Below are 26,618 nucleotides of genomic sequence, written 5' to 3'. Positions count from 1 at the left end.
CCGTATTCGCACCAGTCAGCTACTTTCGGCGGATAGATCGCGCATCCGGTTTTCCTATCCTGACCGTCCGCCGCTGGAATGCGGAAGAACTACGGTCAGCTGTATGTCGCCGGCGGGGAAACTCGCAACCTGCGCTTGGTGGCCAACATCCGCGCGGCATTCCGCGAACGGCCCGGCGCGCGCGTGCTGTCGATCGTCGGCAGCTAGCGCAAGCCGTGGTTCGACAGCTTTCTAGGGCAGATGCAAGGCATCGAGATCGTTGACGTGCAGCAGGTTCTGCAAGCCCAGACTGCGACTCAATGATCTTCGGGCAGCCGCGACCGACAGCGCCGCGGCTATCTTCAATGCTTGGGAAGACGCGCGAGCCAGCCACCGCTGGCGTGCCACGAACGTGCAAAGCCACTATCCAGCAAGCAAGACTTCCATCGATCCGTCCAGCACCACTTAGCAGCCACCTAGCCAGCGCATCGCGCGGCAAGGTAAGCCGGGCACGCAAGCGATACTTCACGCAAGGCCATCAAGCACGCGGCCCGATAGCCCAGCCTGCCGCGCTATCTTTCCCTGCGAGGCCCGCGAGCGCTCCGCGCGTTCGTCTTCCAATTCACCCCCAAGGATGCCCGCTGCAGCGGGCGCATGCGTCTGCCTCGACGCCGGCTGCAATGCCGACGCCCCCGCCACAAGGAGGTCACCATGCAAGCTCACTTTGAGAGCCTCGACAAGCTGGTACGACAGGATCCTTCCTTGAGATTCCGCACCGATGAACTGGGCGTAGTCCGACACCTTCGCGGACAGCTCAGCCCTCCCCTCAAGAGCACCAGCAATCTCGACCGCGTCGTGGAAGAAACCGGCATTACCTTCCTGCGCGAACACCGCGATCTGTTCGGCGACATCAATCCCAAGGAGATGATCACGCTCAACGCGGATGCGGATCCCACGGGCGGCGCCAATGCCATTCTCGAACAACGCCATGATGGTCATCGCGTCATCGGCGGCAGCATCCGCTTCCACGTCAACGGAACGGGCACACTCGACACGATCAGCAGCCGCCTGTATCCGGATCTGGGGAAGGTGCCCCGCGAAGCAAAGATCGATGCAGAGTACGCCGTGCGCGTCCTACACGACGCATCACGCTCCAAGAGCAAGCCGATCACCAAGCCGGAACTGGTCGTGATGCGCCACGAGGATCGTCCGTATCTCGCATGGGAAGTTCGGCTGGAAACCGATACCGAACAGCGCGGCGACTGGAACGAGCCGACCCAATGGATCGGCTACATCGACAGCCAGACCGGCCAACTGCTCGAGCACTACAACAACATCCAGACCGCCGGCCCGGTCGTCGCCAATGGCACCGGCTACTACGGTGGTTCCGGCCCGCTCAACGCCTGGTTCACCAACACCACCTACCAGTTGCGCGATACCACGCGGACCGGCAGTGGCGGCCCGGAAATCCGCACCAATGACGAGGATGGCAGCTCGCCGTCCGAGGACACCGACGGCAACTGGAACACCCTGTCGACATCGCCGCGCAATGCCAACCAGGGCGCCGAAGTCGACGCTCATCGTTTCAGCGGCACGGTGGTCGATTATTTCCGCACGGTCCATGGCCGGGTCAGCTTCGATGGCGCAGGCGGTGCGCATACCAATCTCGTACACCTGGGTACCGATTACGACAATTGCTACTGGGACGGCACCAAGGTCAATCTCGGCGATGGTTCCGGCGCATCACCCGGTGATGACTACGAGTGCAGCGATGACTGGCTAGCCCACGAATGGACGCACGCCTACACCCAACACACCTGCAACCTCACCTACAACAGCGAATCGGGTGCGCTCAACGAGGCGTTCTCGGACATCTTCGCCGCCTTCATCACCGGCGACTGGCTGGTCTTCGAAGACTCCTGGCTCAAGGCCTCCGCGCCGGCCTGGCGCAACATGATGGACCCGACCAATGGCGGCCAATGGAACGTCGCCAACGCGGTCAACAGCACCCTCGCCGGCCACCAGCCCAGCCATTACAGCGTCCGCTACACCGGTGTGTGGGACAACAGTGGCGTCCACGTAAACAGCGGCATCATCAACAACCTCTTCTATCTGCTCACCGTCGGCGGTACGAACACGGTCAGCAGCATCGCGGTAGCGGGCATCGGCCAGTCCGCGTCCGAGAAGCTGTTGTGGCGCTGCATGACCATCAATCTGGTCGGCCAGCCGAACGCGACTTTCCTGCAGTTCCGCGAGGCCATGCTGGATGCCTGCCTCGACCTGTATCCGACCGACCTGTTCAAACTGGCCCAGGTGAAGGCGGCATTCAACGCCGTCGGCGTCGGTCCGGACATCTACGTGCGCGACAACCTGACCGACACGGGCGTAGAACCGAACCCGGCCGGCTTGCTGTGCCTGAGCCCGGACCTGATCAATCGCACCAGTGCAGTCGCCAATCCTGCGGTCGACCTCGGCAATCTCGCCGACGACACGCTCGCCCAGAACGTGGAGTTTGGCCAGAACAACTACATCTACGTGCGTCTGCAGAACCGTGGCCCGCAACTGGGTGACGCCACCGTTCGTGTGTACTTCTCGCCGGCGTCCGCCTTCAGCACGCCAGCATCGTGGCAGCTGATCGGCACACTGGCAGAAGCGGGCATTACGCCAGGCTCGGTCCGGATCGCTGGACCGCTCACGTTCCCGCAGGCGGCCATCCCCGCGCCGGGTCATTACTGCCTCATCGCGGTCTCGACCAGTTCGCTGGATCCGGCACCGGATACCAATCTGATCTCCTCCGTCGCGATGTTCGTCGATTACGTGCGGGCCACGAACAACATCGGCTGGCACAACCTCAACGTGGTCGACAACGTGGCACCGGGACACGCGGGCCATTTCGACGTCGCGATTCGCGGCCTCGGCGATCGCGAAGGCTATGCGGTGCGCCTGGACGACCTGGGATTCGTTCCGGGAGCACGCATCCTGCTGCGCGGACCGGCGCGCATCCTGGAGGCAGCAATCCCGCAAGGCGTGAGGCTGGTCGATCGCGACGGCGAACTGGCGATCTATGAAGTACTCGACGGTCGCGGCCGGCACCGGCAGTACCGCTTCCACAGCACCGAGCCGGTGGTACGACGCACTTTGCGGCTGGAACCGCAGCGCCCCGGCTTCGATCGCCTCACCATCGACAAGGAGTTCACGCTGCGTGTCGAGTTCGCACTGCCTGACCGTCCAACCCTCGAGGAAGGCCGAACCAAGGTGCGTCCGCGCCACACGTTGATGATCGGTCAGTACTGGAAGGGCGAGTCGCTCGGTGCGGCGGGCATCAGGCTCGAAGCGCCCAAGCAGCGTCAGAAGCGTCACTAGTCGTTGAAGCGGACCGCTCCCGCGGTCCATGCGGATCATCGCGCCGGGGCAGGATTGTCCCCGGCGCGATTGCACACGTCGGCGGCACATGCGGGGAGCACTCGGAGGGCCTGCCTGCTGCTGGCAAGGGGCAATGGCGATTGACATCCGCCACCCGGTGGCAGACTGTTGCGGAGCGCGAAGGACTCGCGCAGACGCAACGGGAAAGGATTCTCCGCATGCGCATACACGCGACTTCCGGGCCCCTGCCGCAGCGACGTCCCCACGTCCCCGGCGCCCTCCTTCGCACCCGTTCCACTCCTAAGACCACCGCGCCTTGCGCGGGGCGATTCCGCGCGCCCCGCGTCCACGTCTTCTCCACACATCGGAGTTGTCATGAACCGCACGAGCACTGCAAGCCCACGGCCTAGCGATCCGATTTCCGCTCCCTCGCCAACACCGACGTCGAAGACCACAGCCGCAACGTTCACCGTCGCCGATTACCTGCTCACCCGACTCAGGCAACTCAACGTCACCGACGTTTTTCAGATCCCGGGCGATTACGTAAAGCACTTCACCCAGGCGCTGGAGCACTTCGACGGCATCAAGACGATCGGTGCGATCAACGAACTCGACGCGGCCTACGCCGCAGACGCCTATGCGCGCACTCGCGGCCTGGCGGCGGTATCGCTGCAGTTCGGCGTGAGCACTTACAGCGCCTTGAACGCGATTGCGGGTGCCTGGGTGGAGCGCAGTCCGATCGTGGTGATCAGCGCCACGCCTGGCGCCGACATGCGCGATATCACCGATATGTATGACGTGCTGTACCACCACTCGACTGGCGATCTCGATTCGGATCGGAAGATCTACGAAAACGTCACCGTCCGCGCCATCACATTGAGCACCAACGTGGGAGCCGCCGAGCAGATCGACGAACTCCTGGTCGAGGCGATTACGCACAAGCGCCCCGTTTACATCGCCTGCTACAAGGAAGTCTGGGGTCAGCCCTGCCCGCGCCCACCCAAGGCACCGCTCGAGCCGCGTGTCACGCGCAGTCCGGAACTCGCGCTGCGCAACGCCGTGAACCAGGCCTGGACCCAGATCACGGCGGCCAAGCATCCATTGATCTTCGCCGGCGCGGAAATCCTGCGCTTCGGCCTGTCCGGACTGCTGAAGCAGATCATCGACGCGAGCGGATTCCTCTATACCACCACGACCCTCGGCAAGTCGGTGCTGGACGAGAAGGACGACAAATTCATCGGCACGTATTCCGACGCTGCATCGATCGAATCCGTGCGTCATGTCGTGGACGAATCCGACTGCGTGCTGACGCTGGGCGCGATCATCACCGACGACTACCTCGCCTTCATCGAGAGCAAGTACCCCGCCATGGTGCTGGCCGACACCGCCGGCGTCCGCGCCGGCTACTTCAAGTACAGCGACGTGACCATGCGGGACTTCATGGAAGCCCTGCTGGCCAGGTTCAAGGAAACCAAGGGCTATCCGATCAAGGCGAAGGCTCCGCCGCAGCCGAAGTATCCGGAGCCGTGGGCATCGAACTCGGATCCGGTCTACAAGGACAAACCCGAGGTCATTACTTACAACCGCTTCTTCCAGCACACGATGAATTTTCTTCAGGAATCCAACCTGCTGAAGGACATCGTGATGACCTACGGCGTGAGTTCGTCCATGTATGTGGCAACCAACGCCTACGGCCTGTCGCAGGGCAGCTTTGTTTCTTCGGCCGCATGGCAGTGCATCGGATTCGAGACCGGCGCTGCAGCCGGCGCGCAACTGGGCAGTGGCAAACGCGCGTGGACGGTGGCTGGCGACGGCGGCTTCATGATGGTGTGTCAGTCGCTGTCCACGCTGGCCCGTAACCAGCTCAACGCGGTCATCTTCGTCATGAGCAACCAGGTCTACGCCATCGAGCAGGTGTACGTGGACATGACCGCATTCGAGCCCGGCCCCGAGCACACCTTCGACGCCTTCGACATCCTTCCCAAATGGGACTACCTCGCCCTGGCAAAAGCGTTTGGCGCGGAAGGGATCAGGGTGGAGACGGTGGACGAACTGAAGGCGGCGTTGCCGCGCATCGCCGGCATCAAGCACAAACCCGTGTTAGTCGAAGTCGTCATCCCGCAGAAGGACCTGCCCGGCCAGATGTACCGCCTCGGCAGCGAGTGAACCACGAGCGCAGTTCCCTCATTCCCATTCCGAGACATCCGACCATGACACAGAAGACCTACTCGATCTTCGGCGCCGGCGCTGCCGGCCTCTACACCGCCTGGCGGCTGCTGGACGGCAAGTGCAAGAAAGACAAATTCGCTTCGAAGCAGCTGAAGAAGGGCGACGTCCTGGAGTTGTACGACTGGGGCCGTTACGACTTCTCCAAGCGCCAGCCCGGCACCCGCGCTGCCGGCGCACGCATCTGCACCTGGCACTACAACAACGACAGGACCGACTCGTACGTCGAACTTGGCGGCATGCGCTACTCGTTCTGGAACCGCGAACCCACCTCGGAATTTCCCAACCCGAACAACGGCCTTGCTCCGGGTCATCGCGTCGTCACGCAAGTGATCTCGATGCTCGGGCTGGACAAGTACTCGGTGCCGTTCAACGTTACCGGCAACCAGCTGTTCTACCTGCGCTCGCGCAACTTCTATCTCAACGACATCGGCTCGAACACGCCGGCGCCGTATGCCGTGAACGACTTCGGCGCCGCCACCACGCCCGACCAGGGCTTCACCACCGTGCAGGACCTGGCCACCACCAAACCGTGGGCGGACTTCACCCGCCGGGACTGGTGCGACTTCTACCAGCACGGCCGGATCACCGCGCAATTGCCGGCGTCCAGCGTCTTCCAGCAAGGCGATTACCTCAAGGACATCGGCTACTGGAACCTGCTCTACGATCAGCTCGGTTCGGAAGGCTACGACTACGCCGCCGATGGCAACGGCTACAGCTCCAATGTCATCAATACCCACGCCGGGGTGTCGTTCAACATCAACAACGAGTTCACCCCGGGCAGCCAGTACCGCACGCTGTCGATCGGCTATTCGGGCATGTTCAACTCACTGTTCGAACAGATCGAGAAACTGGCCAAGGCCAAGGGGATCGAATTCCGTTATCACCCCGACACCCGCTTGCATTCGATCCTGGGCAAGGCAGGCAAGGCGGTCTTTACTTACGCGCGGCGCGACAACCCCAATATCGCTGCGGGCACCCGCGAAGCCGATGCGGCATGGATGGCCATGCCTCGTGCGGCAATCGACCTGGTGGCGCAGGCCACTCGCTTCCACGCACCCGCCAAGGGCGAAGTGGATGTGCTCAATCACGAAAAGGTGAACCTGTACCTCGAAGCGACGATCATGCAGCCGTCGTACAAGGTTGGCATGTTCTTCGACCAGCCCTGGTGGGCACCCGACAGCGACAACCCGGCGCCCTATCCCGCGCAGATCATCGGATACACGATCACTCCGGAAGCGATCACGAAGTTGCGCGCACAGAAGTTCCCCGCTGCTGCCCTGAAAGCGATGCAGACGCTGATCGACGTGCCCTATACCTCCGCTCAGGACCTGGTGAAGGCGATCGAGAACATCACCGAGCAGGCGCTGACCATCGCACAGACCAAGCAACTGACCCTGGCGACACGTAACGACACTATCGGCCCCAGCGTGACCAACTCGCCGATCCGCATGGTGGTGTACTTCGGCAACAACGCGACCGAGCCGAAGAAGAAGCCGGTCTACGGCATCCTCGCCAGCTACGACGACGAGGACAACACCGATTTCTGGAAGGAGTTGGAACTCGGCCCCAAGCGTCAGCGTGAAATACCTGCGTCCGCGGACACGCAACCACTGGATGGCCCGCGCAAGGTGCCGGGGCGCATGGTGAAAATGTTGCGCAAGATGCTGGCTGAACTGCATTTCGGCCCGAATTCGGATTACACCGCCGTGCCCGAGCCGCTGCAGTCCGCATACATGGACTGGTCGCTGCCGCCGTTCAACGCCGGCTACCACGAATGGGCACCGCACTACGACGTCGGTGACGTGCAGCGCAAGATCCGCAAGCCCTCGCAGCTCATCGACGGCGCGGACGCCGACATCTTCATCGTTGGCGAGGCGTACTCCAACGACCAGGCCTGGGTGGAAGGCGCTTATTGCACCTCGGAATCGGTATTGAACGATTTCTTCGGCATCGAGCCCATCATCGACAACCGGGAATATCCGTTCATTTGTCCGGAAGAAGTTTCAGACCAGACCCGCAAGGACCTGGAGAAATGGCTCAAGGGGAGTGAGCCGACGGAGGAGCCGGAGTTCGTCTGATCAGGGGATGATTCCGGACGAAAAGGCCCCGTCGTGCGGGGCCTTTTCCTTCTGCAGGTGAGAACTCCCGTTTTACGGGAAAATGCACCGCCTACCTTCCCGGGAACTCCTGCCGTGCCGCACTACTCCGGTCCTTTGCTCACCCGCCCCCTGACCGAGGCGTTGCTGGCCGCACGCGATGCGGGTGTGCCGACATGGAGCGGCTCGCTGGATCTGGGGCGCTCGAGCGGTGAAGCAGTAATGACCGCGGAAGATTGGGAATGGCGCGGTGAGCGCTACCCGTACCCGGACAAGCTGAAAGACCGCACCATCCATTATTGGGACGGCCGCGAGTTCGCGCCGATCTCGCGCTATTCCGGCTCGCTCATCAAGCTCGTACCGACCGAATGGGGCGCGCCCACGTTCGAGATCGACGGCATCAAGATGCTGCCCACTTCGAAGGAATCGCCCATCGATGACGCACGTCGCAAGGTGGCATTGGTCGAACCGCGCGGCAAGACGGTGCTGGATACCTGCGGTGGTCTGGGCTACTTCGCGGCTTGCTGCCTTGAGGCGGGCGTAAGCCGGATCCAGTCGTTCGAGAAGAATGCCGACGTGCTTTGGCTGCGCACGCTCAACCCCTGGTCGCCCGACCCCGAATCGCCTGAGGCTGGTGGCCGTCTGCAGCTTACCCACGCCGACGTATCGCAGACGATCGCGCAGATCGCCAGTGCTTCGGTGGATGCCCTGCTCCACGACCCTCCACGTTTCGGCATCGCCGGTGAGCTTTATTCGCAGGCCTTCTACGACCAACTGGCGCGCGTGTTGCGCAAGAGTGGACGGCTGTTCCACTACACGGGCTCGCCGAACAAGCTCACCAGCGGACGCGATGTTCCGCGCGAAGTTGCCAAGCGACTGGAGAAAGCCGGCTTCCGCGCGGAACTGGCGCTGGACGGCGTGCTGGCAATCCGACGCTAACGTTTGCGGGTAGCCTTGACCTCGCGTTAGCGAATCACCTGTAACGATGGCGAGTGCCAATGGACTGGAGCATGGCCATGCCTACCGCATCATTGAAGGTCGCGCCACCGACAACCGGCCACGTCAAGCACTTCACCATCTATCGCGAAAGCGGCGAATGGCATTGGACATTGAGCGCAGCGAACTCGCGCAAGATCGCGCGCAGCGCGCATGGATATCAGGACAAGCACGACTGCATCCGAAGCGTGCGCGCGCTCAGCCTTGCTGCCTATGACGCATCGGTCTTCAATGCCGAAGAGGATGCCTACGAACTGTGATTGTGTGACGCACAAGCGATTGACCTGCGCACACTCTTCACGTCGCAAACGTACTGCTCTAAGCAAGAACCTCGCCATCCAATTCGCGTGTGAATTGCATGTTGCCGTGTCCTGCAGCATCGGAGTTCCGCGTTTCCATTGAGTGATCGCAAGGACGGCGACTATCGCTCTCGTCGATACATTTGCGCACGAAGCGCACTTCGACAGATTCGCCCCCACGTTTATGCGATCGGCAGACCAGCACTGCCGGGTCGGGTGCTGTCCGCTTTTCTGATCGCGGCCCGTATCACAAGGAGCTGTAAATGAAATCGCATTCATTTCCCACGGAAACGGGATCGCTTCGCAGGAGCAGGTCTTCACGGACGACCCGGCTGGTACTGGGCATGGCATTGGTGTCGACCGCGATGGTCGCGAATGCCGCCGGCAAGATAGTACGCACACCGCATGGCGACGTGGCCGTTCTGCAGGCCCCCCAGGGCGTGCAGCAGACGCTGAAGGCCACGCATCCTTTCGCCACTGCCTCTCAGCGTTCGGCAGTCAAGCCTCTGCCCTGGTACGAAGGCAAGGCGGCGGCGATCGAGCCGCAGTCCGTGCAGAAGCCCACAGGCCCCGCGGACAAGTCCGCCGGCGGTGCGGCGCCGTCGTTCGGCAACTACATGGCACGCAATCAATTCCCTGAAGCGTGGAAGGCCGTAGACGCAGCTGCGGCGACCGAAGCGCAATCGCAAAGCACGAAGTCCGGCGACGTCACCACGCAGGATGGCGCGCACTACTCCTACTATCGCTATCCCGGCAACTACTACACCTCGCAATGGACCGCGCCACCCTGGAACAAGATCGGCAAGCTGTACTTCAACACGCCCGGCGGTGGCTCGGGCTATTGCACTGCCAACGTGGCCAGCGGCAATTCGGTACTCGTCACGGCAGCGCACTGCGTGTACACACGTGGCCAGGGCTGGAACTCCAACTTCGTCTTCGTTCCGGCCGAACGCTACGGCGCGGCGCCTTACGGAAGCTATGGCTGGAGCTCTGCTTCGGTGATGAACAGCTGGATCACCGACGGCGGTCGTCGCTGGGACATCGGCGTTATCAGGCTCACCGGCGAAGCCAGTAGTGGACAGCCGGTGGTCAACTATGTCGGCTGGCTTGGTCGCAGCTGGAATTATGGCTACGAGCAGTACACCTACTCGCACGGCTATGCCAGCAACCTGAGCACGCAGTACACCAACATCTGCGCGGGCCAGACCTACAGCTCGGCATGGGAAGGCACGAACGTGCTCGTGCAGGGTTGCGACATGACCTATGGGGCCAGCGGCGGCGGTTGGCTGATCAATTACACGCCCAACTCGCACGCCGGCAACTACGTGAACAGTGTCGTCAGCGGGCCGCACATCGGCGCTTTCGGTAGTGCCTATGTCGGGGCGCGCTTCAACGACGACAACATCGTTCCGTTGTGCAACGCCATCGGATGCTGAGCTTCATCTAGCGCTAGCAAACAGGCCGCACGGAGATGTTCCGTGCGGCCTGCAGTCAATGACAGTACTGAGCAGTCGAAGTAGGCCGTTGGTAAGGCCGGGTTTGCAAAGCGAACCCGGCCTCGCTCCTTTCGATCAAGTCGATCCCAGCCGTATCGCCGCCGTAAGGGCGTCGAGACCATTGGCCTGCAACACGCCGTAATAGTTGGCGGGGACCAGCTCCCACTCGGTGATATCGGTCTCACCACTTCCCCACGCGCCGACGAATTTCTGGTTGTAGGCCGCATCGCCGCCCGCGTTCCACAGTGGCGTGAACTGAGCCAGATCCTGCTTGGGATCGTGATTGGGATCCGCCCCCCGGTCGCGACTGTTCCAGACTGCCTGTGCGGTTGCCAGTACGCCCGCACGAGCGATCGGACGGCCCAGCGTCCGCTGGACGACGGGCTCGGAAACGTAGCGCAACAGCACGCCCCGGCCGCCGACATAATCGGGTGCGTAGTTCGACCCGAAGCTGGAATCAAACGGTGGTTCGCGCAGCACCTTGTCGTCGCCGGCGAACAGCAGCACCTCGGCACCGGCGGCCAGCGCAACGAAGACATTGCGGAACAGCGCCGAGTCGATGCCCGGCACGTCGAGCCCCGTCGAGACCACTTGCGCCAGAGCCATCAGCATCAGGCCCTGGTCGCCGGTCCAGACCCAGCCGCGCTCCCAATCCGGAAAGTCCTTCTGGACATAGCTCTTCTCAGCCATCGGCCGCTCATGGACCAGACTGAGCGGACCGGGAAGGGTCCGCAGATACGGTCCATCATCGAGAGATGCATACGGCTTGGAGAACCACGTGGCGAACCAGGTCAGCTGGCTCGTGATCATGTCCTTGTACTGCGCTTCGCCATCCTGGAAGTAGAGCTGCAGAGACAAGAGCAGCAGATTGGCGTTGGTAACCGTGTTCTTCGTGCCGTATCCGCCGCCGTTCTTCTTTCGTTCCGGCGAGACGTTGCCGCAACCGTGCGGAACAGGAGTGGCGCTGATGGTCGCGTCGTAGCCGGTGTCCTTCATCTGCTTCCAGCACTCGACGGCCAACCCCGCGTACTCCTGCGCGCCGACTTCATCGCCGATCGATTGGAGATAGTTCCTGGCAGCGATGCACGAGAGGCCGCACCATCCGTAGTCGTCGACCCAAACTCCCTGTCCTCCGATGTACTTCCGGAAGTACAGCGCGTTCTGGCTGACCATTTCTGAGCGCAACGCCTGCATCGGTCGCAGGTCCGGATCGTTCTTGCCCCACCGGTGCTCGGCGGCATCCACGAAGCGAAGGAACGAATGGAACGTGTTGGAGCGCTTCCAATAGTCCTCGAATTCCCACACCTGCTCGAACCGCCCTGCTCCCTTGACCGCCCATGTCTTGATGTCGTCTTCCGCGCCCTTGGCCTCCCTGACTCCCTGCTCCCTCACGGCCGTGCTGATCTCGCTTTCCATTTCATTGGTCTCCCTGGCCCTGTTCCATTGAACCGCTCCATTACGGGCTCAAGCCCGCCTTATGCGGATACGCAAATTCCAGGCCGGGCGGGTCAACGCTGGCCCGGCCTGGCGGCCGCTTACGTTCAACCAGAAGCGGATCCCCCGCCCGCACGGAGCTCTCCCATGACCCAGCAGCACACCGGCGCCTGCTTCTGCGGCGCAGTGGAAGTCCAAGTCACCGGCGCCCCGGAAGCCATGGGCTATTGCCACTGCGCCTCCTGCCGTTCCTGGTCGGCCGGACCGGTCAACGCCTTCACGCTCTGGAAGCCGGAAAACGTGAAGGTCACCCGGGGCGCGGAGCACATCGGCCACTACGGGAAAACGCCAATGAGCGACCGGCAGTACTGCACCCGCTGCGGCGGCCATCTGATGACCGACCATCCTCCGCTGGGTCTCACTGACGTCTATGCCGCGACACTGCCCACATTGGAATTCAAACCCGGCGTGCACGTGAATTACGCCGAGACCGTGCTGCCCATGAAAGACGGGCTGCCCAAGTTGAAGGACTTTCCTTCCGAATTGGGCGGATCGGGGCTGACCGTACCGGAATAACCGCTAACGCCGCTTGCGGTAAGCGGGCATGCGCAGTGCCCGATCAGCAGCCTTGCCTTTGAGCCTGGCTTGGTTGCCGTCGACAGCGTCACGGCGAGTTCCCGGCTTCGATCTTCCCGATCGCCGAGTCATCGCCGCGACGTTTCATCTACTAAGCCATTAGTAACGAAAGGCAAAAAAACGCCTATTCCAGACTGATGACTTGCGCGGCCCACACGCCCTTATCGAGTTTCGCCACTACATGAACATCGCCGCTGCCCTTCGGCCCACGCAGCTTGAAGTGCATGTCGGCGTCGCCGTCGCCATCGTCCAACCTGATGTGACCATCGAAATCGCCGGAGGCTACTGTCACGGGCGTGCCCAGCTTCGCAGCGATCGTGGTATCAGCGGCGACGAGTCGCATCAGCGACTTGAACTCGACCGAGTCACGAACGTCGGGTACCGGCGGCGGAGCCGGAGGCGCGGGTATTGCCGGCGGGGCCGGAGGCGCAGGCGGCAACGGTGGCGGCAGCGGCGGCACGCTCATACGATCGATTTCAGCAAGCCAGCGGCGCACGCCTGCATCGATGGGCTTGGATTGACCGTCCTTCTTGTAGATCTCGGTCAGACGCCCCTGTGCGTCGATACTGGCGCGGTAGTAGCGCTGGCCATCGACGCCGTTGGCCTCGATCTCACGCACGTCGCCCGGGCCGAGCTTGCCTTCCGTCGTCGAGGAGACGCGCAGATCCGGTCGCCAGTTGCCGGCCAGCGTGGCTTGCGCGAGGACCAGAATTCCCCCGGTGACTACGGCCCCGAGTGCGATGCGGGCCGCCCACCCGCCGCGTGAGGGCGGTGCGGAGAGCAGACGTTTGATGCGTTGCATGAGTGAACCTCCATTGGCAGCAAGAACAAGACGCGGGGAGGATTGCCGCTGACGTTCCAACGCTGTCAGTGCTTCGGCCAATGCAATGGCGTCCCCACATGCCGCCACCGCGAGATCGTCGCAGGCGTGTTCGCGTTCCTGCCGGATGCGCCGGCCGAGCCACCACGCTGCGGGATGAAAGAAGAGCAGTGCCTCGAGCACGCATTGCAGCCCATTCCAGAGCCAGTCCTTGCGTGCGATATGCGCCAATTCGTGGGCCAGCAGCGCTTCGAGCTGTTCAGCAGGCATGCGCGTGAGCAGCGACGCCGGCAGCCAGATCACCGGGCGCAGCACGCGCGCGGCGCATGGCGTGACCACGTCGCGCGTCAGATGCACCGCGACGTCGCGCGTGATACCGAGCACAAGACGAAGCCGGTGCACGCGCGCCTGCCATTCGGGCGACAGCAATTCGTGCGGGCCGCGCTCCATCATGCGCAGCGTGCGCAAGCCCCTGGCGTATCGCAGCAGCACCGCACCGACGCCTGCCAGCCACAGCAGCACGACCACGCCCGCCAGCGGCGAAGACTGCTGGATCAGCACACCAGACTCGCGAACGAATTCAACCGACTCCATCGCCGGGATCCATCCGTCATTGACTTGCTCCTCCGGCTGCTGCCAGAAGTGCACGAACTGCAGCGACGGCACCAGCACCATCGCCAACAGGAAGAGCATCGCCACCGCATGACGAGCCGCGGCGCTCGAACGCGTCATCGCCGCCAGCGCTAACGCAGCCGCCAGCGCCAACAATGCGTCCTGCCACAGCGAGTGCAGTAGCGCCGACGCCAGCGCCGGCGCGAATCCGAATTGCGCGGCCGACAGGGCTTCCATCAGCCCTTCTTCCGCTTCGCCTTGGCCTGGGCGATCAGCTTGGAGATGGCATCGAGGTCGTCGGCACTGGCGATCTCGTCATCGAGCGCCCGCTGCACCAGCGTCAATGCCGATCCGGAAAACGCCCGCCGCATCAGGTCTTTAAGCAGCGACGACTGCACGACCGGCTCGGCATGCACGGCGCGATAACTATGGCTGCGCTCCGACTCGTCGCGATGGACCAGCCCCTTCTCGCTCATGATCGTGAGCATCTTCAACACGGTCGTATAGGCCGTGTCCTTGTTGCGCGAGAGCACGTCGTGCACGTCGCGCACCGTCATCGGCTCTTTGCGCGACCAAAGCACGCGCAGGATTGCGAGCTCGCCTTCGGTAGGATTTGGAGTGGGCATTTGGGTGTCGTCCTATTACTCTACCTGCATTAGTACTAAGCAATTAGTAATAAGTCAAGCCGAGTCGACGCCACCATGCGCCCGCCGCACCCAAGTGCGAACAAACGGACCCCGCGAGCGATGCGGCCAAACCTCGCGATCACCGCCCTTGCGCGCGAGTTCGTGCCGCGCACGCGTCCATGCAGACGTGTGATACAAATCGTCCACCCAATTCTGAGTTCACAGGGCACCACCATGGCGCGTTTCCCGAAGATCGATCGACCCTGCCCGCTCGATACCGAGACGCAGAAGCGGATTCGTGGCAGCTGCGACTTGTGCGGCAAGACCGTGCACTGTCTGGACGGGAAAAGCGACGCCGAGCGAACCGAATTCATGAGCAAGCTCAAGGAGCCTGCTTGCGTTTCCTATCGACTCACCGCCGGCATTGGCGCGGCATTGGCTCTGTCGATGGCAGGCCCGGTGCTGGCGGCCGACCAGACTGGAACAGCGATGGATCCGCCATCGCTGATGGCAGCCCAGACCGGAACCAGCCCGCTGCTAGTGCCTGGCGTCCCGGGCGCCGATGCGCCTCAGACCCCGCTTCCAGACAAGGAAGCCAACGTACTGGACCAGCTCGTCTTCGTGGGCGGCGTCAGCAAGCCCGATCAGGTCGAATGGGTAGAAGTGGACGAATCCTTGCCGGAACTCCCGATGCGCCAGGAAGCGCCATTGCGCGAATAAGCATCAGGGCTGCGTCGCGCTCATGCTCGAAGCCTGCACCAGCCCTTCCGCATCGATGATGCGCAGACTGGAAATCAATCGAAGCGCCCCTTGCAGGCTTTCCGGGCTGCCATCACCGACCGCAATAGCGAGATGTCCGGCATCGAATGATCCCAAGCCGGCGTCGTAGCTGACCCAACGCTTGCCGTTCCACGCCTGTACCCACATGTGGGGGCCGAAAACATGCGGCTTACCGGCGAAGCGACTGCCGTAAGCCAGACCGGCGACCACTCGCGTCGGAATACCACGGGCACGCCCCGCAGCCGCCAACAGCAACGCGTACTCGGTGCAATCGCCTCCGCGCAGATCCAGTGCCTGGTGCGCCGTTGCGTACTCGCGATAGGACACCGGCCCCGACAGTCGGGTTTGCACTGCTGTCACCAGACGCCGCATGCGCATGTCGACGCTGCCGCCACGCACACTGCGCGCGAATGCGACTACTGCACGATCCTGACTTTCAAGCCAGGGATTAGGCGCCCGATAGCGCGCCAGGTCCGTCTCCGTCGGTGCGGCCTCGCGCCCGCATGTTTCACATACGGTCAGTTCGATGGCACCGTCTGCCCGCGACATCCGTTGCTCGCCGGTTTCCGGCCAGGGCCAAGCGCTTGATCCTGGAGCACTCAATCGATAACGAATGGCGCCCTGTCGAGCTTGCTGGGAAATGCGGTAAGGCGAAGGCACGAGTAGCGCCTGGATCTGCACTTTCGAATCAGAGTCGGGACGAGCAGGCTCCGCGGCGCGAAGGTCGCCTACCGTCACCAGCACCAGGGCTGCCCCGAGGAGTACGCCTTCAAAGAAGGGATTCAACTTCATCGCCTCTCGACCACAGCATCAGCATGTCATGCGAATGCCGGCAACTTTGACATAGGTGCGCCTAGAAGTGGCCATGTAGGTGCGAACGATGTCTTAGGGACGGGAAGAACTAGCAGTCGTCTTCGCAGCGATTCCGCTCGCCTGGTCAGCCCGCAGCGTCACCGCATACTTCCACAGATCGTCCATCAACGCCGGGTACACCTTGGCTTCCGGCCCGGACACGGAGGTGTTGGTGAAAAGAATAACGCCGACCCGCCTGGAGAGATCGGACAGCATTTCTGTTCGAACGCCGGGATCCGATCCACCGTGGCCGATGCGGGTGACATTGAACTTGGTGGACCAGAAAATGCCGGAATTCTTTTCCGCAAGACTCACGTTGTCGGGCTTGTTCGCTGGGGTGTATTGAAACCGGAGCATTTCTGCTGTCGTGGACGGCGCCAGAATCCGCCCGCCCTCGTACTGTCCGTCATTGAGCAGCGCAATGAAGAACCTCGACAGGTCCGACACAGAGGTCCGCACTCCGCCATCGGGATACGTAGGCACACCGTAGAACGGAATGGGGATGGCGAAGCCGTCCTGGCCGACATACAGCGTGGAATGCGCCGTGGCGGGCATATCGGACAGAAACCAGCCGCTGCGCTCCATCTTCAGCGGCGCAAAAATATGACGCCGGGTATACGCATCCAGCCGCTCCCCGCTTGCCCGCTCGACGATGTAACCGGCGAGTCCTGCCGCGATGTTCGAGTACTCGCGGTGCGCGCCGGGCTTGAACGGAAGGAAATTATCCTTCGAGTAGCCCTTGCCTCCCGCGACCAGGTAGCCCTCCAGGAAGCCGCCCAATGCTTCAGGCGCATCGCCACCCCAGTGATAGGAATCCCGATACACCTCCCAGCGATCGGTGATTCCGGACGTGTGCGTCGCCAGCTGCCGCAACGTGATGGGATCGTTGGGGAACGACGGATTGACCACCTTGAACGGAAGGTAGGCATTGATGTCCTCATCAAGAGACAACCGCCCGGCCTGGACCGCCTGCATGAGCGCAACGCCAGTGATGGTCTTGCTGATCGATCCGATGTTCATGACCGTATCGGGCGTGAAGCGCACGCCGTGTTCCCGGTCCGCGAATCCATAGCCCCTGGACCACACGAGTTTGCGGTCGATGATGATGGCCGCGCCCAGCCCGACCAATCCGGCCTCGTCCATACGTTGCTGGATGACCCGGTCGATTGGGCCAGCTGACTCTTGCGGTTCCGAGGCTGTGGTCGCCCCACACACGAAAATGCCCGCGAGCAGCGCGATCGTCGTCCGAGGTTTCATGACACCCATATGCCCTCCAGTAGCTGATGGCTTCGCCCGTGGTTCGCCGACATGGCAGGACGAGCGGCAGTGGCGCGCAGCATGCCCAGGCCTTCACTCACGGGCCACCGCTGCGCGACGAAACAGTTCATTGGCGTGACGAAAGCCATCTGAACCCGACCCGTTTGCGGCCAGGCGCGTCCATGGCGCGCGGAATAGCCGGGAGTATGATCAGCCGGCCTTTTCCCGCGCTCCCGCGCCAGTAACCGCCAAAGGATTTCCATGCGTCGCCTCCTGCTTGCCCTTCCGGTGCTCGCCCTCGCCGCCTGCTCAAGGACTCCGGACGATAAGACTGCTCAGATCGCGTCGAACAAGACCGCGGCACCGCAGATCGATGCGGTCTTGCGCGACTACACCGTCGAGTTCCTGAAACACGATCCCGTGACCAACACCTACCTCGGCGGCGCCGGCCTGGATCCCGCGCTCGTCGCCGCCGACGGGCGTCTGCGCGACTGGTCGCCGGAGGCGTTGCAGACCGAAGACGAGTGGCTTGCCAGGACGCTTGCGCAACTCGAAGGAATGAGTGAGACCTCTCTGAGCGCTGCGCAGCGAATCGATCGCGCGGTGGCCATCGCGCAGATCAAGTTCCAGTTGCACCAGCACCAGGATCGTCACTATCAGCAGCGCGCCCTCGACACCTATACCGATCAGCCATTCCGCGGCGCGGACTGGCTGTTGCAAGGCATGGGTCGCAATGCTGACGGCAGCTATGGCACCCAGGCCGATTGGCAGCGCTTGTCCGAACGCCTGGCGGATGTGCCGCGCTTCATGCAGGCCGCCATTACCCAGCTGAAGGCGGGTATCGCTGCCGGCAACACGCCGGATTGGCGCATGCTCAAGCGCAACGGCCTGGATACCACGCTGGCCGATGCCGACTACTTCGCCACCACGCTACCCAAGATCGCCAGCGAGCGCATGCCCAAGGGCGATGGCGTCGATGCAGTGCTCACGAGCGTGCGCGACAACGCCAAGCGAGCCGCAGACGCCTATCACGAGCTGCACGATTTCGTAGCCGAAACCTACTTCCTGGATCCAAAGGGCGATGGACGCGAAGCCCTGAAACCCGAATTCCGCGCAGATCGCTACATGCTCGGTGAGAAGGAATACGACTGGGCACTCAAGAACAACCTGCATGTCGACCTGACCTCGAAGCAGCTCTTCGACAACGCCATGGCGGTGGCGGACAAGACACGCAGCGAGATGGCAACCTTGGCGCGCAGCATCGGCAAGACACACGACTGGACGCTGCCCGCGGACGACAATGCCGCCGTGCGCGCGGTCTTCGACCAACTGTCGAAGGACTATCCCAAGAACGATGCGGAAATGATCGCCTGGTATCGCGACGCCGCCTTCAGGCTGGTCGACTTCTCACGCAAGACCGGCCTGTTCCAAGTCCCGGACGACTACAAGCTGGACGTAGTCGAAACACCGCCACCGTTGCGCACGTCCATCGACGGTGCCGCTTATTACCCTGCACCTCCGTTCAAGAACACCGGCGTGGGCGTGTATTACGTGACGCCAACCGGCAACGATCCTGCGGCCTTGCAGTCGAACAATCGCGCCGCTTTGGCCGATTTGTCCGCGCATGAGGGCTTTCCCGGCCATGATTGGTACTACAAGGTCATGACGCGCTTTCGCGACAAGATCTCGCCGGTGCGTTGGCTGACCCCGGGATCGGTCGAGGATTCGTCTTCGATGTGGGAAGACTCCATGTCGGCGGAAGGCTGGGCGCATTACGCCGAGGCCTTGATGGCGGAACCGGCCACGGGGGCACCGAGCGGCTTCTACACACCGGAAGAGCGCCTCTACCAGTTGCAGGGCCAGCTCTACCGTGACGTGCGCGTCTACGTCGATACCGGCATTCATACCGGACGTTTGAGCTACGACGAGGCTGTCGACCTGTTCTCGCTGACGGTGGATTTCCTGCCGGGCAAATGCACGGGAAAGATGGATGACGTGAAGCGTGCCAGCTGCCGCTCGGCGGAGTCCGCGATCTTCCGCTACTCGAAGTGGCCGACACAGGCGATCACCTATCACCTCGGCAAGGACCGTATCTACGCCTTGCGCGAACGCGCGCAGAAGACGTTGGGTCAACGCTATTCGTCGCAGGCCTTCCACAATGCCTTCATCAGCCAGGGAACGATTCCGTCCGACTACTTCGGCGATGTGTTGATCGAAGAGTTGCAATCCGGAGCCAAGTAGCCCTGCCCCGCACGGCTAGTCGTCAAAAGAGAGCCCCGCATTCGCGGGGCTCTTCGTTTTTTATGGAAAGAGCGACGTACGCTCTTTTGCCAACATCACCACTTCACTCGAAGCAATTCGTCCCGGCAACGATGCTAAGGCACGGAACCAAGCTTCCACGCGGCGAGTGCCAGGCTGCCAAACAGACACACCTCCGCGATACGCTGCAGGGCGCCCCGGCCTGCTCCGGCCGGAAGGACCGACAAGCCTATGGCCGTGCCCAGGACGATGAATCCAGCCAGCTGGAACGGCTGACCAAAATCCCTCGCGATCGCCATGAGTGAAAATCCGCCACCGGCGTATTCAACGGCCCCGGCGAGATTGTGAAACGCCTGCCGGGTTGAGCCGAACAACGGAGAGCCAGGATCGCAGGGAAACAGCGCTGCGCCGATGTACCCAACGGCGATGCAAAGCGCCAATGTCGCTACTGCGGGAGAAGTCTGCCGCACCAGGTATGCAACAGCCAGCAGCAGCAACCCCACCGGCAGGAACAGGGCGAACGCAACGAAACGCTGATGCCGCGCTCCTGCCTCTCCGATTTCGCTGATCGTGTGCCGGACGTGGCTATAGCCGGCCTTCCGAGGCGCAAGGACAAACAGCGTTACGAAGAGATAGCTGAGGGCAATGACGGTTATTGCAGTGGCGAGCATTCCCTACTCCATGATGCCGCACCGGCATCGGCCCTGAATGACTGGCTTAGGCAGCTATCGCCGACTGCAGCGTCTTGATGGAAGATTCCCAGCTTTCAAAGTCATCACTTTCCTCCCACAGCTCCCTGAGCTCTGAGTCAGGACCCATGATGCGAGCAAGCGTTGCCTGCGCCTTGGACAGAAGATCCGGGGACGGCGCGATCGACACAGAATTGAGCCAGGCGTCGACTTTTTCGGTGTAGACGTCAGCCTGCGTTCCGCGCCCAAGGGCCTTGGCCAGCACTTCGATCGCAGCCACGGCCTCGACGGCGAGGTCGGAATCCAGGTACTCGGTGCCATTGTCCAGCACGTTCTGAATCGCCTCCGCGACCAGCGAAAAATCGCTTCGCTCTTCCAGGCCATATACCCAGTCGTTAGCGGTGTCGTTGCCAAATGGTTCGTGCGACCAGGTTCCCACGGGGTGCTCCTTTGAAGTCCGGACCAGAGGTCAAGCGGCGGAAAAGCTGCGCGACAAAGAGGCCGACGCGTTGGGCTCGAATAAATCGCTACTTCAGTTCAAAGCTGTCGGCATCCAGCATGGCCGGGAAACGCTCGCGATGTTCGATCAGCGGCGCAGCCTGGAGCAGCATGGTCGAAACGACTTCTTCGTCGGCAGCCTCGGTCAACGGATGCCCCAGGAAGTCGACGATCGCGCTGTCGCCGGAATAATGCAGACCATTGCCGTCCGTACCCGCGCGATTAACACCGGCGACGTAGCACAGATTCTCGATGGCGCGCGCGCGCAGCAGCGTCTTCCAGGGGTAGCTGCGGGCGGATGGCCAATTGGCGACATAGATCAGCAGGTCGTAATCGAGCTGCCCTTCCCGCTCGACGTTGTAGCGATTTCGAGAGAACACCGGGAAGCGCAGGTCGTAGCAGACCAACGGACAGATCCGCCAACCCTTCCATTCGACGGTCAGGCGATCGCGACCGGCGGCATAGCGGTCGTTTTCGCGTGCATAGCGGAACAGATGCCGCTTGTCGTAGGTATGCACCTCGCCGTCCGGTCTCACGAACAGCATGCGATTGAATACGCCCTGCTCCGTCCGGATCTGCACGCTACCGCAGATAGCGGCATCGGCGCCGTCGGCCTGCGTCCGCAACCAGTCCAGCGTGGGGCCTTCCATGGTTTCGGCATCGCTGATGGCTTCGTTGCTGAAACCGCTGGTGAAGGTTTCCGGCAGAACGATCAAATCAGTTGTGTTATGCAGGGGCTCGATCAGCCGGGCGTAGTAGTCACGGTTGCCGGCCGGGTCATGCCAGCGGGTTTCGCCCTGGACAAGGGATACGCGGAGATTCTTCATGGCGACACTTTACCGCCAATCGGCGCGACCCTGCAGCACGGCGCAAGGACCCCGACCGCTGCAACTGCGTTGTCGCCACCGCTTTCGTTCGCGCTGGGGCAGGGCCCGCTAGGCGCCTATTTGCAAAGAAGGAATCGGAATCTTTGGCAGCAATCGCGAAGTGAAGTACCGATCCTGGTAGTACTTGATCTTCTCGCATAGCACCGGGTGCGGGAGTCCCTCGTAGAGGAAGACTTCCTTGTCGAACCCCATGGCCTTCAGTTCCTGCGGAAGCATCAGGGCGCGTCGCTCCTCGCTCTCGCTGCGCGACACCTCGCGCCCCCGCGTCAGGTTCTGCTTGCGCACCGTGGTATAGCCGAGCATTTCGGAGTAGTCGTTGGCGTCCTGCTGCTCGCGCGGGGCATAGATGATCTGCAGCGCGTGATTGGTGATGATCGTGCGCGACACTTCCTTGCCATAAGTGGCATCCAGCTGGGCCATGCTCTGGATGATGGGCAGGAGGCGGAGGTTATAGCCCGCCATATAGGCTACCGCCGAGGCAATGATGTCCACCTTGCCGATGGACGTGAACTCGTCCATCAACAACAGGCATTGATGCTTGAGCTCGGGATTGTTCTGCGGCAGCTCCCGGGTATTCAGATTGATGATCTGACTGAAGAACAGATTCACGATCAATCGACTTTCCGCCAGCTTGTTTGGCTGGATGCCCACATAGATCGTCATCCGCTTCTTGCGGAGGTCGGTGAGCCGGAAATCGTCGTCGCTGGTCGCCGCGTCCAGAACCGGATTGAGCCAGGGATTGAGGGGTTCCTTGAAGGTACCCAGGATCGAGGCGAAGGTCTCATCGGCCTGAGACAGCAAGTTCGCGAATGCCGAGCGCGTGTTATTGCCGATGAATGGGCGCTTCGCCAATTCCTGCAAATAGGGTTTGAGTTCCGACTTTCCATCGCCCGAGGAAAGCCGATATACCGCACCCAGTGTCGGCGGCTTGGCGAACGGAAACCCGGCTCGCCTCTCTTCTTCCCATGCTTCGAACAGGTACAACGTGAACGCCATGAATGCGTTGCGCGCCTGGCTTACCCAGAACTTCTGTTCGTCCGCGCCATCCGGATAGAGCATGGCGGCAATGCTCATCAGGTCGGAAACGCGGAACGCCGGATCCGATGACACGTAGGTAAGCGGGTTCCAGCGATGGGTGCGCCGATCCTCGGCAAACGGGTTGAACAGATAGACGTCCTGCCCCTGCTGCGCCCGCCAGCCGCTGGTGAGATCGAAGTTTTCCTGCTTGATGTCCAGGACAACCACGGACTCCTGGTAATCGAGCAGGTTCGGGATCACCACACCGACACCCTTGCCCGAGCGGGTTGGCGCCGCGAGGATGACGAACTGCTGTCCTCCCAGCCTCAGCAGCTTGCCCCCGAACTTGCCAACCACGACGCCGTTCCCGGACGTCTTGAACATGCCTTTCTGCTGCAGATCGAGGACGTTGGCGAATCTGGCATCGCCGTGAATGGATTTCTTCGCCGGCTTGACGATCACCGCGACAAGGGCGAGGTAAGCGAGGGTCGGCACCCCGAAGCCCAGGTAGCCGCTCAGCCGGATCTTGTCGGCGAATCGGTGGTATTGGGGATGATCGAGAACGCGCAGGTAGTCCAGATAGGTACTGAACTTCAGGAGGCCGGTGTCGGCTTTGATCAGGACGAGTGCCAGATAGCCCGATGCATATGTGCCTGCTATCAGTATTGCCAGCGCAGTAACGGCCAGCGCCACGAACTTCCCTTTCATGAAATCTCCAACTCCTGGATACGAGCCTTCGCCAACAATGATGTCGTGAAGCCGTAAGGCTTCATCGGAAATGCAGCCAGACCTAGGTTGACTCGTGTTGCTCTATCGCGGGGTCGGGAGACGCGATAACGCTAGTAAACTCGTTGCGGAAAGCTGCATGCAGAGTAGTAAACACTACACTCCACGCCAGCGCTCTTACACTCGTTCATTGCCTTAACCGTAGCCTCAGCCGCGGTGGATCCTGATTGAACCAGGTGAGAATTTGATGAAACAACAAGAACCGCGCACTGATTCTCGTAAGCAATGATCACTTTGCAAGCGGAGCCTGTTCCACGCCCGCAGTCGGTAAGCGCAGATGACTCTGCCGCGCCTTTGGAAGCTTGATTCGTGGCGTAGCCTGCCGTTCCGTTAATGGAATCCGTTGCTATCGCTCCCCAGCGGGCCTCCGAGTGCGGTTGCGGCGCCGATTGTTGAACATCACCACTTCCGGCACCGGGAATCGGGACACAAATTGGCCTGTTTGGCTGCATTCCGCCGGGAAACATACCGTCCGGGCAGCCTTGCTCTGCCCGAGCCACACTGGAAACGGCTAGCAGCGCCGTCGCGCAAAGGGCCGCTTGCGATTTCCACCGAATGAGACTTGCCCAAATTGGCATCTGCACTACTGCGTTCGCTTTGCCAAACTGCAAGCCGAATATGGGATGGTGCAATCCATCCCAGATTTCTCGCAAGCCTCAAAAGCGAGCTCGGTGGCCTCGACTACCGTCGAACCGACCTTAATCAAGTACTTGTCATTGCCTGTGGCCAGTACAGCGCAGCCATTCGCGTATGTTGCGGAAATAATGCAATCACTACCTCCGAAATCACGACACTGAGTCAGCGCAGTTGCCTGCGCTATGTACTTTGATCGTTGATCAACAGCCACTCCCATATAGCCATTCTTTGCATCGGTCGCGATGGCGCCCCAGCGCTCTTCCCATCGTTGCGCCGGCCGTTGCTCGCCCGAGCCTCCTCCAGCGCCAGGAATGGGCACACAGATAGGCCCGCTTGGCTGCGCTCCTCCTGGGTACATTCCATCCGGGCAGCCTTGCTCCGCGTGCGCAGACCAACTAGCCAACGAAAGTATAGAAACGATCAAAAATCGACGAGTATTCATGATCTACCTATCCCGAGGTCCCGCTTTAATCGCATCTTGAGTTGGCTGGGCGCTGGACGTGGTGCCCGAAATCATGTGACGCACAGGATTGCCTCCACTCGCGTCCGGCGCGGAAACGTCGCGCTGAACCTGCGGCGGCCCACTGTAGGTGTAAGAACTCGATTGACCCTGCGGCAATCCAGGCACTTGTCGATTGCCCTGATTTGCAAACGCGTTATACGCACTGAATTGCCCCAGCGTGCCCTGGAAAAACATCGCCGCCATCGGAGGCGCGCTGACGATCAAGGTGGTCAGGATCAGCCCCATGCCTCCCTGCTGCATGGCCTGACTGGTCATGCCATCTTCCTGCCCCAGCAAGGCGCCCGCCGCAGCAGAAGCCCAGAACGCCGCGGCTACTCGGGCAACCATCTCCAGGGAAATGGAAACCATTGCGCTAAGCACCGCCATCGAGAACATGGTGCCTAAACCGTATTGAAGCCATCGTCCGAATAGCGATTTGGTTTGATCGAATAGCAGACAGAGAATGAATATCGGCCCCAGCCCGACAAATAGCGCCAGGGCGATCTGATAGAGCAGCAACATGGTGCCGCCGACTAATGCGGGCCCGCCTGTTCCCAGCCCCACGAACCACATCGCCCGGGTCTTGTCGTCATCGAGCGTAGGATCGCTGACGACATCGAGCGCATCGATACTGGAAAGCGCGACCTGCATCCAGCCCAGATTCTTATCGATCCGGTCTTCCGGCAACGAGTCGTCGCCCGTAACGACCCAGTTGATTTCGCGATTGACATCATTCGTGAGGAAATCGTGCAGATTCGTCCCGAACGCTGCCATCGTGGTCGCCGCCCCGACAATCAGGGTAGCGCGCAGCGAATTGGTCACCAGCAGCATCATCGAATCGCGGGACTGACCGGTAACGATCCGATACCCCTGGATCATGATCCACAACGTAAGCAGGGTCAGCGCAATGCCGCCCGCCCACGTCATGGCGTTATGCATGATGCCGAGGCCGAAGTCCTGAATCTCCTTCCGCAGGTAGCTCATGATGAGCCGGAAGAAGACGAAATCCCCGATCGAATCGACACGGAGCTGGAGCCAGCGGCTCCAGCCAAAATCCAACCAATTACTCACGATGCTGCTCCCAATCCATTCGAGCCTAGTTCCCGACCTCAAGAGCGCCCTTGAGGGCAGTCGTCTTGATCATCGTGCCTAGCAAGCTTTCCTTGCCTTTCATTGCGGCTTTGGCCAGCAAGCGCTGATTGTTCTCCATGCCCGCAATATAGGAATCGTAGGCCTGGATGTTCGCCTGCCAGGTCTGGAAATTAGCATCGGCAGTATTGTTGATTCGCAGCGCGTCATTATCGGCAGCCGCCACGTTGCCTTGGTTATTACTGGAATTCCTTCGGGTCTCCGACTGTTTCAGTTCGCTCTGGAGCTTGGGCATGTACTCGTTGAAGAAATCCACCGTGTAGTTGAATTTTGCGTTCTCCATTTGCTGGATGTTCGCGCAAACCTGCTTTTGCTGTTCAATGATGTTTCCAGTCGGATTGATCTGGAACACCTGGGTCAGATTGCTCAAATTGAAGCCACCGCCGCAGCGCTCGGCCACCATGTAGTTCGGCGGGACCTTCGTGATCGGCTGCCCCTGCGGGAGCCCGAAACTCATTACCACGCCCTGGATCTGGATCAGCTGCTGCTGGTACTGCTCCAGCGTGCGCTTCCATCGCATCAACTGCTCGCTGTACTCGGCGACGTCCTGAAACCTTGCCGAGTACGTGTTGATCTGATTGAGCGTGGCCTGCAGAACGTTGGCAACGTCGACAACGGGGATACCCGTCGCCTGGACAGCCGACGACCCTGCTGCCAGCGCCATCACGAGGGAGGCAGTCGCAACCAGCTTCTTGGCGTTCCTACTCATTTGTCCGTCCT

Annotated in this window: 23 protein-coding genes; 10 read left to right on the top strand and 13 right to left on the bottom strand. The window is 61.5% G+C overall.

Translation table 11 applies throughout. The features are described 5' to 3' along the window. Nucleotides 1-78: 78 nt before the first annotated feature. The 7 genes from ACYVGK_RS12150 to ACYVGK_RS12120 all read left to right on the top strand — a co-directional run bounded on the left by ACYVGK_RS12150 (nt 79) and on the right by ACYVGK_RS12120 (nt 10,398). A complete protein-coding gene (locus ACYVGK_RS12150; protein WP_460734001.1) occupies nt 79-207 on the top strand; it encodes a hypothetical protein in 129 nt (42 codons plus the stop codon). A gap of 483 nt (nt 208-690) precedes the next feature. Continuing rightward, nucleotides 691-3,342, top strand: a complete 2,652-nt coding sequence (locus tag ACYVGK_RS12145; protein ID WP_460733999.1) for a M4 family metallopeptidase — start codon at nt 691-693, stop codon at nt 3,340-3,342. A 375-nt stretch (nt 3,343-3,717) separates the two neighbouring features. Next, nucleotides 3,718-5,508, top strand: coding sequence for an alpha-keto acid decarboxylase family protein (locus ACYVGK_RS12140; protein ID WP_460733997.1), 1,791 nt, complete (start codon nt 3,718-3,720; stop codon nt 5,506-5,508). A gap of 44 nt (nt 5,509-5,552) precedes the next feature. After that, nucleotides 5,553-7,649, top strand: a complete 2,097-nt coding sequence (locus tag ACYVGK_RS12135; RefSeq protein ID WP_460733995.1) for a flavin monoamine oxidase family protein — start codon at nt 5,553-5,555, stop codon at nt 7,647-7,649. 114 nt (nt 7,650-7,763) lie between these two features. Beyond that, nucleotides 7,764-8,606 carry a class I SAM-dependent methyltransferase gene (locus ACYVGK_RS12130; protein WP_460733993.1) on the top strand — a complete coding sequence of 281 codons (843 nt, stop codon included), beginning with the start codon at nt 7,764-7,766 and terminating at the stop codon, nt 8,604-8,606. Between the two features lie 77 nt (nt 8,607-8,683). After that, complete coding sequence (locus ACYVGK_RS12125) at nt 8,684-8,923, top strand: DUF1508 domain-containing protein (RefSeq protein WP_460733992.1); 240 nt, start codon at nt 8,684-8,686, stop codon at nt 8,921-8,923. Nucleotides 8,924-9,306: 383 nt separating this feature from the next. Next, nucleotides 9,307-10,398: a trypsin-like serine peptidase gene (locus ACYVGK_RS12120; protein WP_460733990.1), complete on the top strand. Its 1,092-nt coding sequence runs from the start codon at nt 9,307-9,309 to the stop codon at nt 10,396-10,398. 135 nt (nt 10,399-10,533) lie between these two features. On the opposite strand, the gene ACYVGK_RS12115 is transcribed toward ACYVGK_RS12120, so the two are convergent. Next, the gene (locus ACYVGK_RS12115; protein ID WP_460733988.1) at nt 10,534-11,874 is read right to left on the bottom strand and encodes a hypothetical protein; all 1,341 of its coding nucleotides are present in this window, start codon (nt 11,872-11,874) and stop codon (nt 10,534-10,536) included. A gap of 165 nt (nt 11,875-12,039) precedes the next feature. On the opposite strand from ACYVGK_RS12115, the gene ACYVGK_RS12110 reads away from it, so the two are divergent. Then, the gene (locus ACYVGK_RS12110) at nt 12,040-12,468 is read left to right on the top strand and encodes a GFA family protein (RefSeq protein WP_460733986.1); all 429 of its coding nucleotides are present in this window, start codon (nt 12,040-12,042) and stop codon (nt 12,466-12,468) included. A 184-nt stretch (nt 12,469-12,652) separates the two neighbouring features. Here ACYVGK_RS12110 and ACYVGK_RS12105 read toward each other — a convergent pair whose 3' ends face one another. Beyond that, nucleotides 12,653-14,197 (bottom strand): cytochrome c oxidase assembly factor Coa1 family protein, encoded by a 1,545-nt coding sequence (locus ACYVGK_RS12105; protein ID WP_460733984.1) that lies wholly within the window; start codon nt 14,195-14,197, stop codon nt 12,653-12,655. Further along, nucleotides 14,197-14,586 carry a BlaI/MecI/CopY family transcriptional regulator gene (locus ACYVGK_RS12100; RefSeq protein ID WP_460733982.1) on the bottom strand — a complete coding sequence of 130 codons (390 nt, stop codon included), beginning with the start codon at nt 14,584-14,586 and terminating at the stop codon, nt 14,197-14,199. Before ACYVGK_RS12100 ends, ACYVGK_RS12105 begins: the two co-directional genes overlap by 1 nt. A 234-nt stretch (nt 14,587-14,820) precedes the next feature. On the opposite strand from ACYVGK_RS12100, the gene ACYVGK_RS12095 reads away from it, so the two are divergent. Beyond that, nucleotides 14,821-15,306 (top strand): hypothetical protein, encoded by a 486-nt coding sequence (locus ACYVGK_RS12095; protein WP_460733980.1) that lies wholly within the window; start codon nt 14,821-14,823, stop codon nt 15,304-15,306. A gap of 3 nt (nt 15,307-15,309) precedes the next feature. Here ACYVGK_RS12095 and ACYVGK_RS12090 read toward each other — a convergent pair whose 3' ends face one another. Together ACYVGK_RS12090 and ACYVGK_RS12085 are read right to left on the bottom strand one after the other, a co-directional pair. Continuing rightward, entirely contained in the window at nt 15,310-15,915 is a 606-nt protein-coding gene (locus ACYVGK_RS12090) for a transglutaminase-like domain-containing protein (protein ID WP_460733978.1), read from the bottom strand. A gap of 336 nt (nt 15,916-16,251) precedes the next feature. Further along, on the bottom strand, nt 16,252-17,484 hold the full coding sequence (locus tag ACYVGK_RS12085; protein ID WP_460733976.1) for a serine hydrolase domain-containing protein: 1,233 nt from the start codon (nt 17,482-17,484) through the stop codon (nt 16,252-16,254). Between the two features lie 252 nt (nt 17,485-17,736). On the opposite strand from ACYVGK_RS12085, the gene ACYVGK_RS12080 reads away from it, so the two are divergent. Continuing rightward, the gene (locus ACYVGK_RS12080) at nt 17,737-19,716 is read left to right on the top strand and encodes a DUF885 domain-containing protein (RefSeq protein ID WP_460733974.1); all 1,980 of its coding nucleotides are present in this window, start codon (nt 17,737-17,739) and stop codon (nt 19,714-19,716) included. A gap of 134 nt (nt 19,717-19,850) precedes the next feature. On the opposite strand, the gene ACYVGK_RS12075 is transcribed toward ACYVGK_RS12080, so the two are convergent. From ACYVGK_RS12075 to ACYVGK_RS12040, 8 genes are all read right to left on the bottom strand, one after another. After that, the gene (locus ACYVGK_RS12075) at nt 19,851-20,405 is read right to left on the bottom strand and encodes a DUF998 domain-containing protein (protein WP_460733972.1); all 555 of its coding nucleotides are present in this window, start codon (nt 20,403-20,405) and stop codon (nt 19,851-19,853) included. Between the two features lie 46 nt (nt 20,406-20,451). After that, nucleotides 20,452-20,862, bottom strand: a complete 411-nt coding sequence (locus ACYVGK_RS12070) for a DUF4259 domain-containing protein (protein WP_460733970.1) — start codon at nt 20,860-20,862, stop codon at nt 20,452-20,454. An 88-nt stretch (nt 20,863-20,950) separates the two neighbouring features. Beyond that, entirely contained in the window at nt 20,951-21,748 is a 798-nt protein-coding gene (locus ACYVGK_RS12065) for an amidohydrolase (RefSeq protein ID WP_460733968.1), read from the bottom strand. Nucleotides 21,749-21,856: 108 nt separating this feature from the next. After that, nucleotides 21,857-23,533: a type IV secretory system conjugative DNA transfer family protein gene (locus ACYVGK_RS12060; RefSeq protein ID WP_460733966.1), complete on the bottom strand. Its 1,677-nt coding sequence runs from the start codon at nt 23,531-23,533 to the stop codon at nt 21,857-21,859. Between the two features lie 131 nt (nt 23,534-23,664). Then, on the bottom strand, nt 23,665-24,063 hold the full coding sequence (locus ACYVGK_RS12055) for a DUF4189 domain-containing protein (protein WP_460734444.1): 399 nt from the start codon (nt 24,061-24,063) through the stop codon (nt 23,665-23,667). A 131-nt stretch (nt 24,064-24,194) separates the two neighbouring features. Then, on the bottom strand, nt 24,195-24,605 hold the full coding sequence (locus ACYVGK_RS12050; RefSeq protein WP_460734442.1) for a DUF4189 domain-containing protein: 411 nt from the start codon (nt 24,603-24,605) through the stop codon (nt 24,195-24,197). An 87-nt stretch (nt 24,606-24,692) separates the two neighbouring features. Then, nucleotides 24,693-25,823: a TrbL/VirB6 family protein gene (locus ACYVGK_RS12045; protein WP_460734440.1), complete on the bottom strand. Its 1,131-nt coding sequence runs from the start codon at nt 25,821-25,823 to the stop codon at nt 24,693-24,695. Nucleotides 25,824-25,845: 22 nt separating this feature from the next. Beyond that, nucleotides 25,846-26,607: a hypothetical protein gene (locus ACYVGK_RS12040; protein ID WP_460733964.1), complete on the bottom strand. Its 762-nt coding sequence runs from the start codon at nt 26,605-26,607 to the stop codon at nt 25,846-25,848. Nucleotides 26,608-26,618: the final 11 nt, after the last annotated feature.

The organism is Lysobacter tyrosinilyticus, from assembly GCF_054779815.1.
The sequence above is the reverse complement of the archived record's forward strand: the minus strand, read 5'-3'. Positions and strand labels throughout refer to the sequence as shown.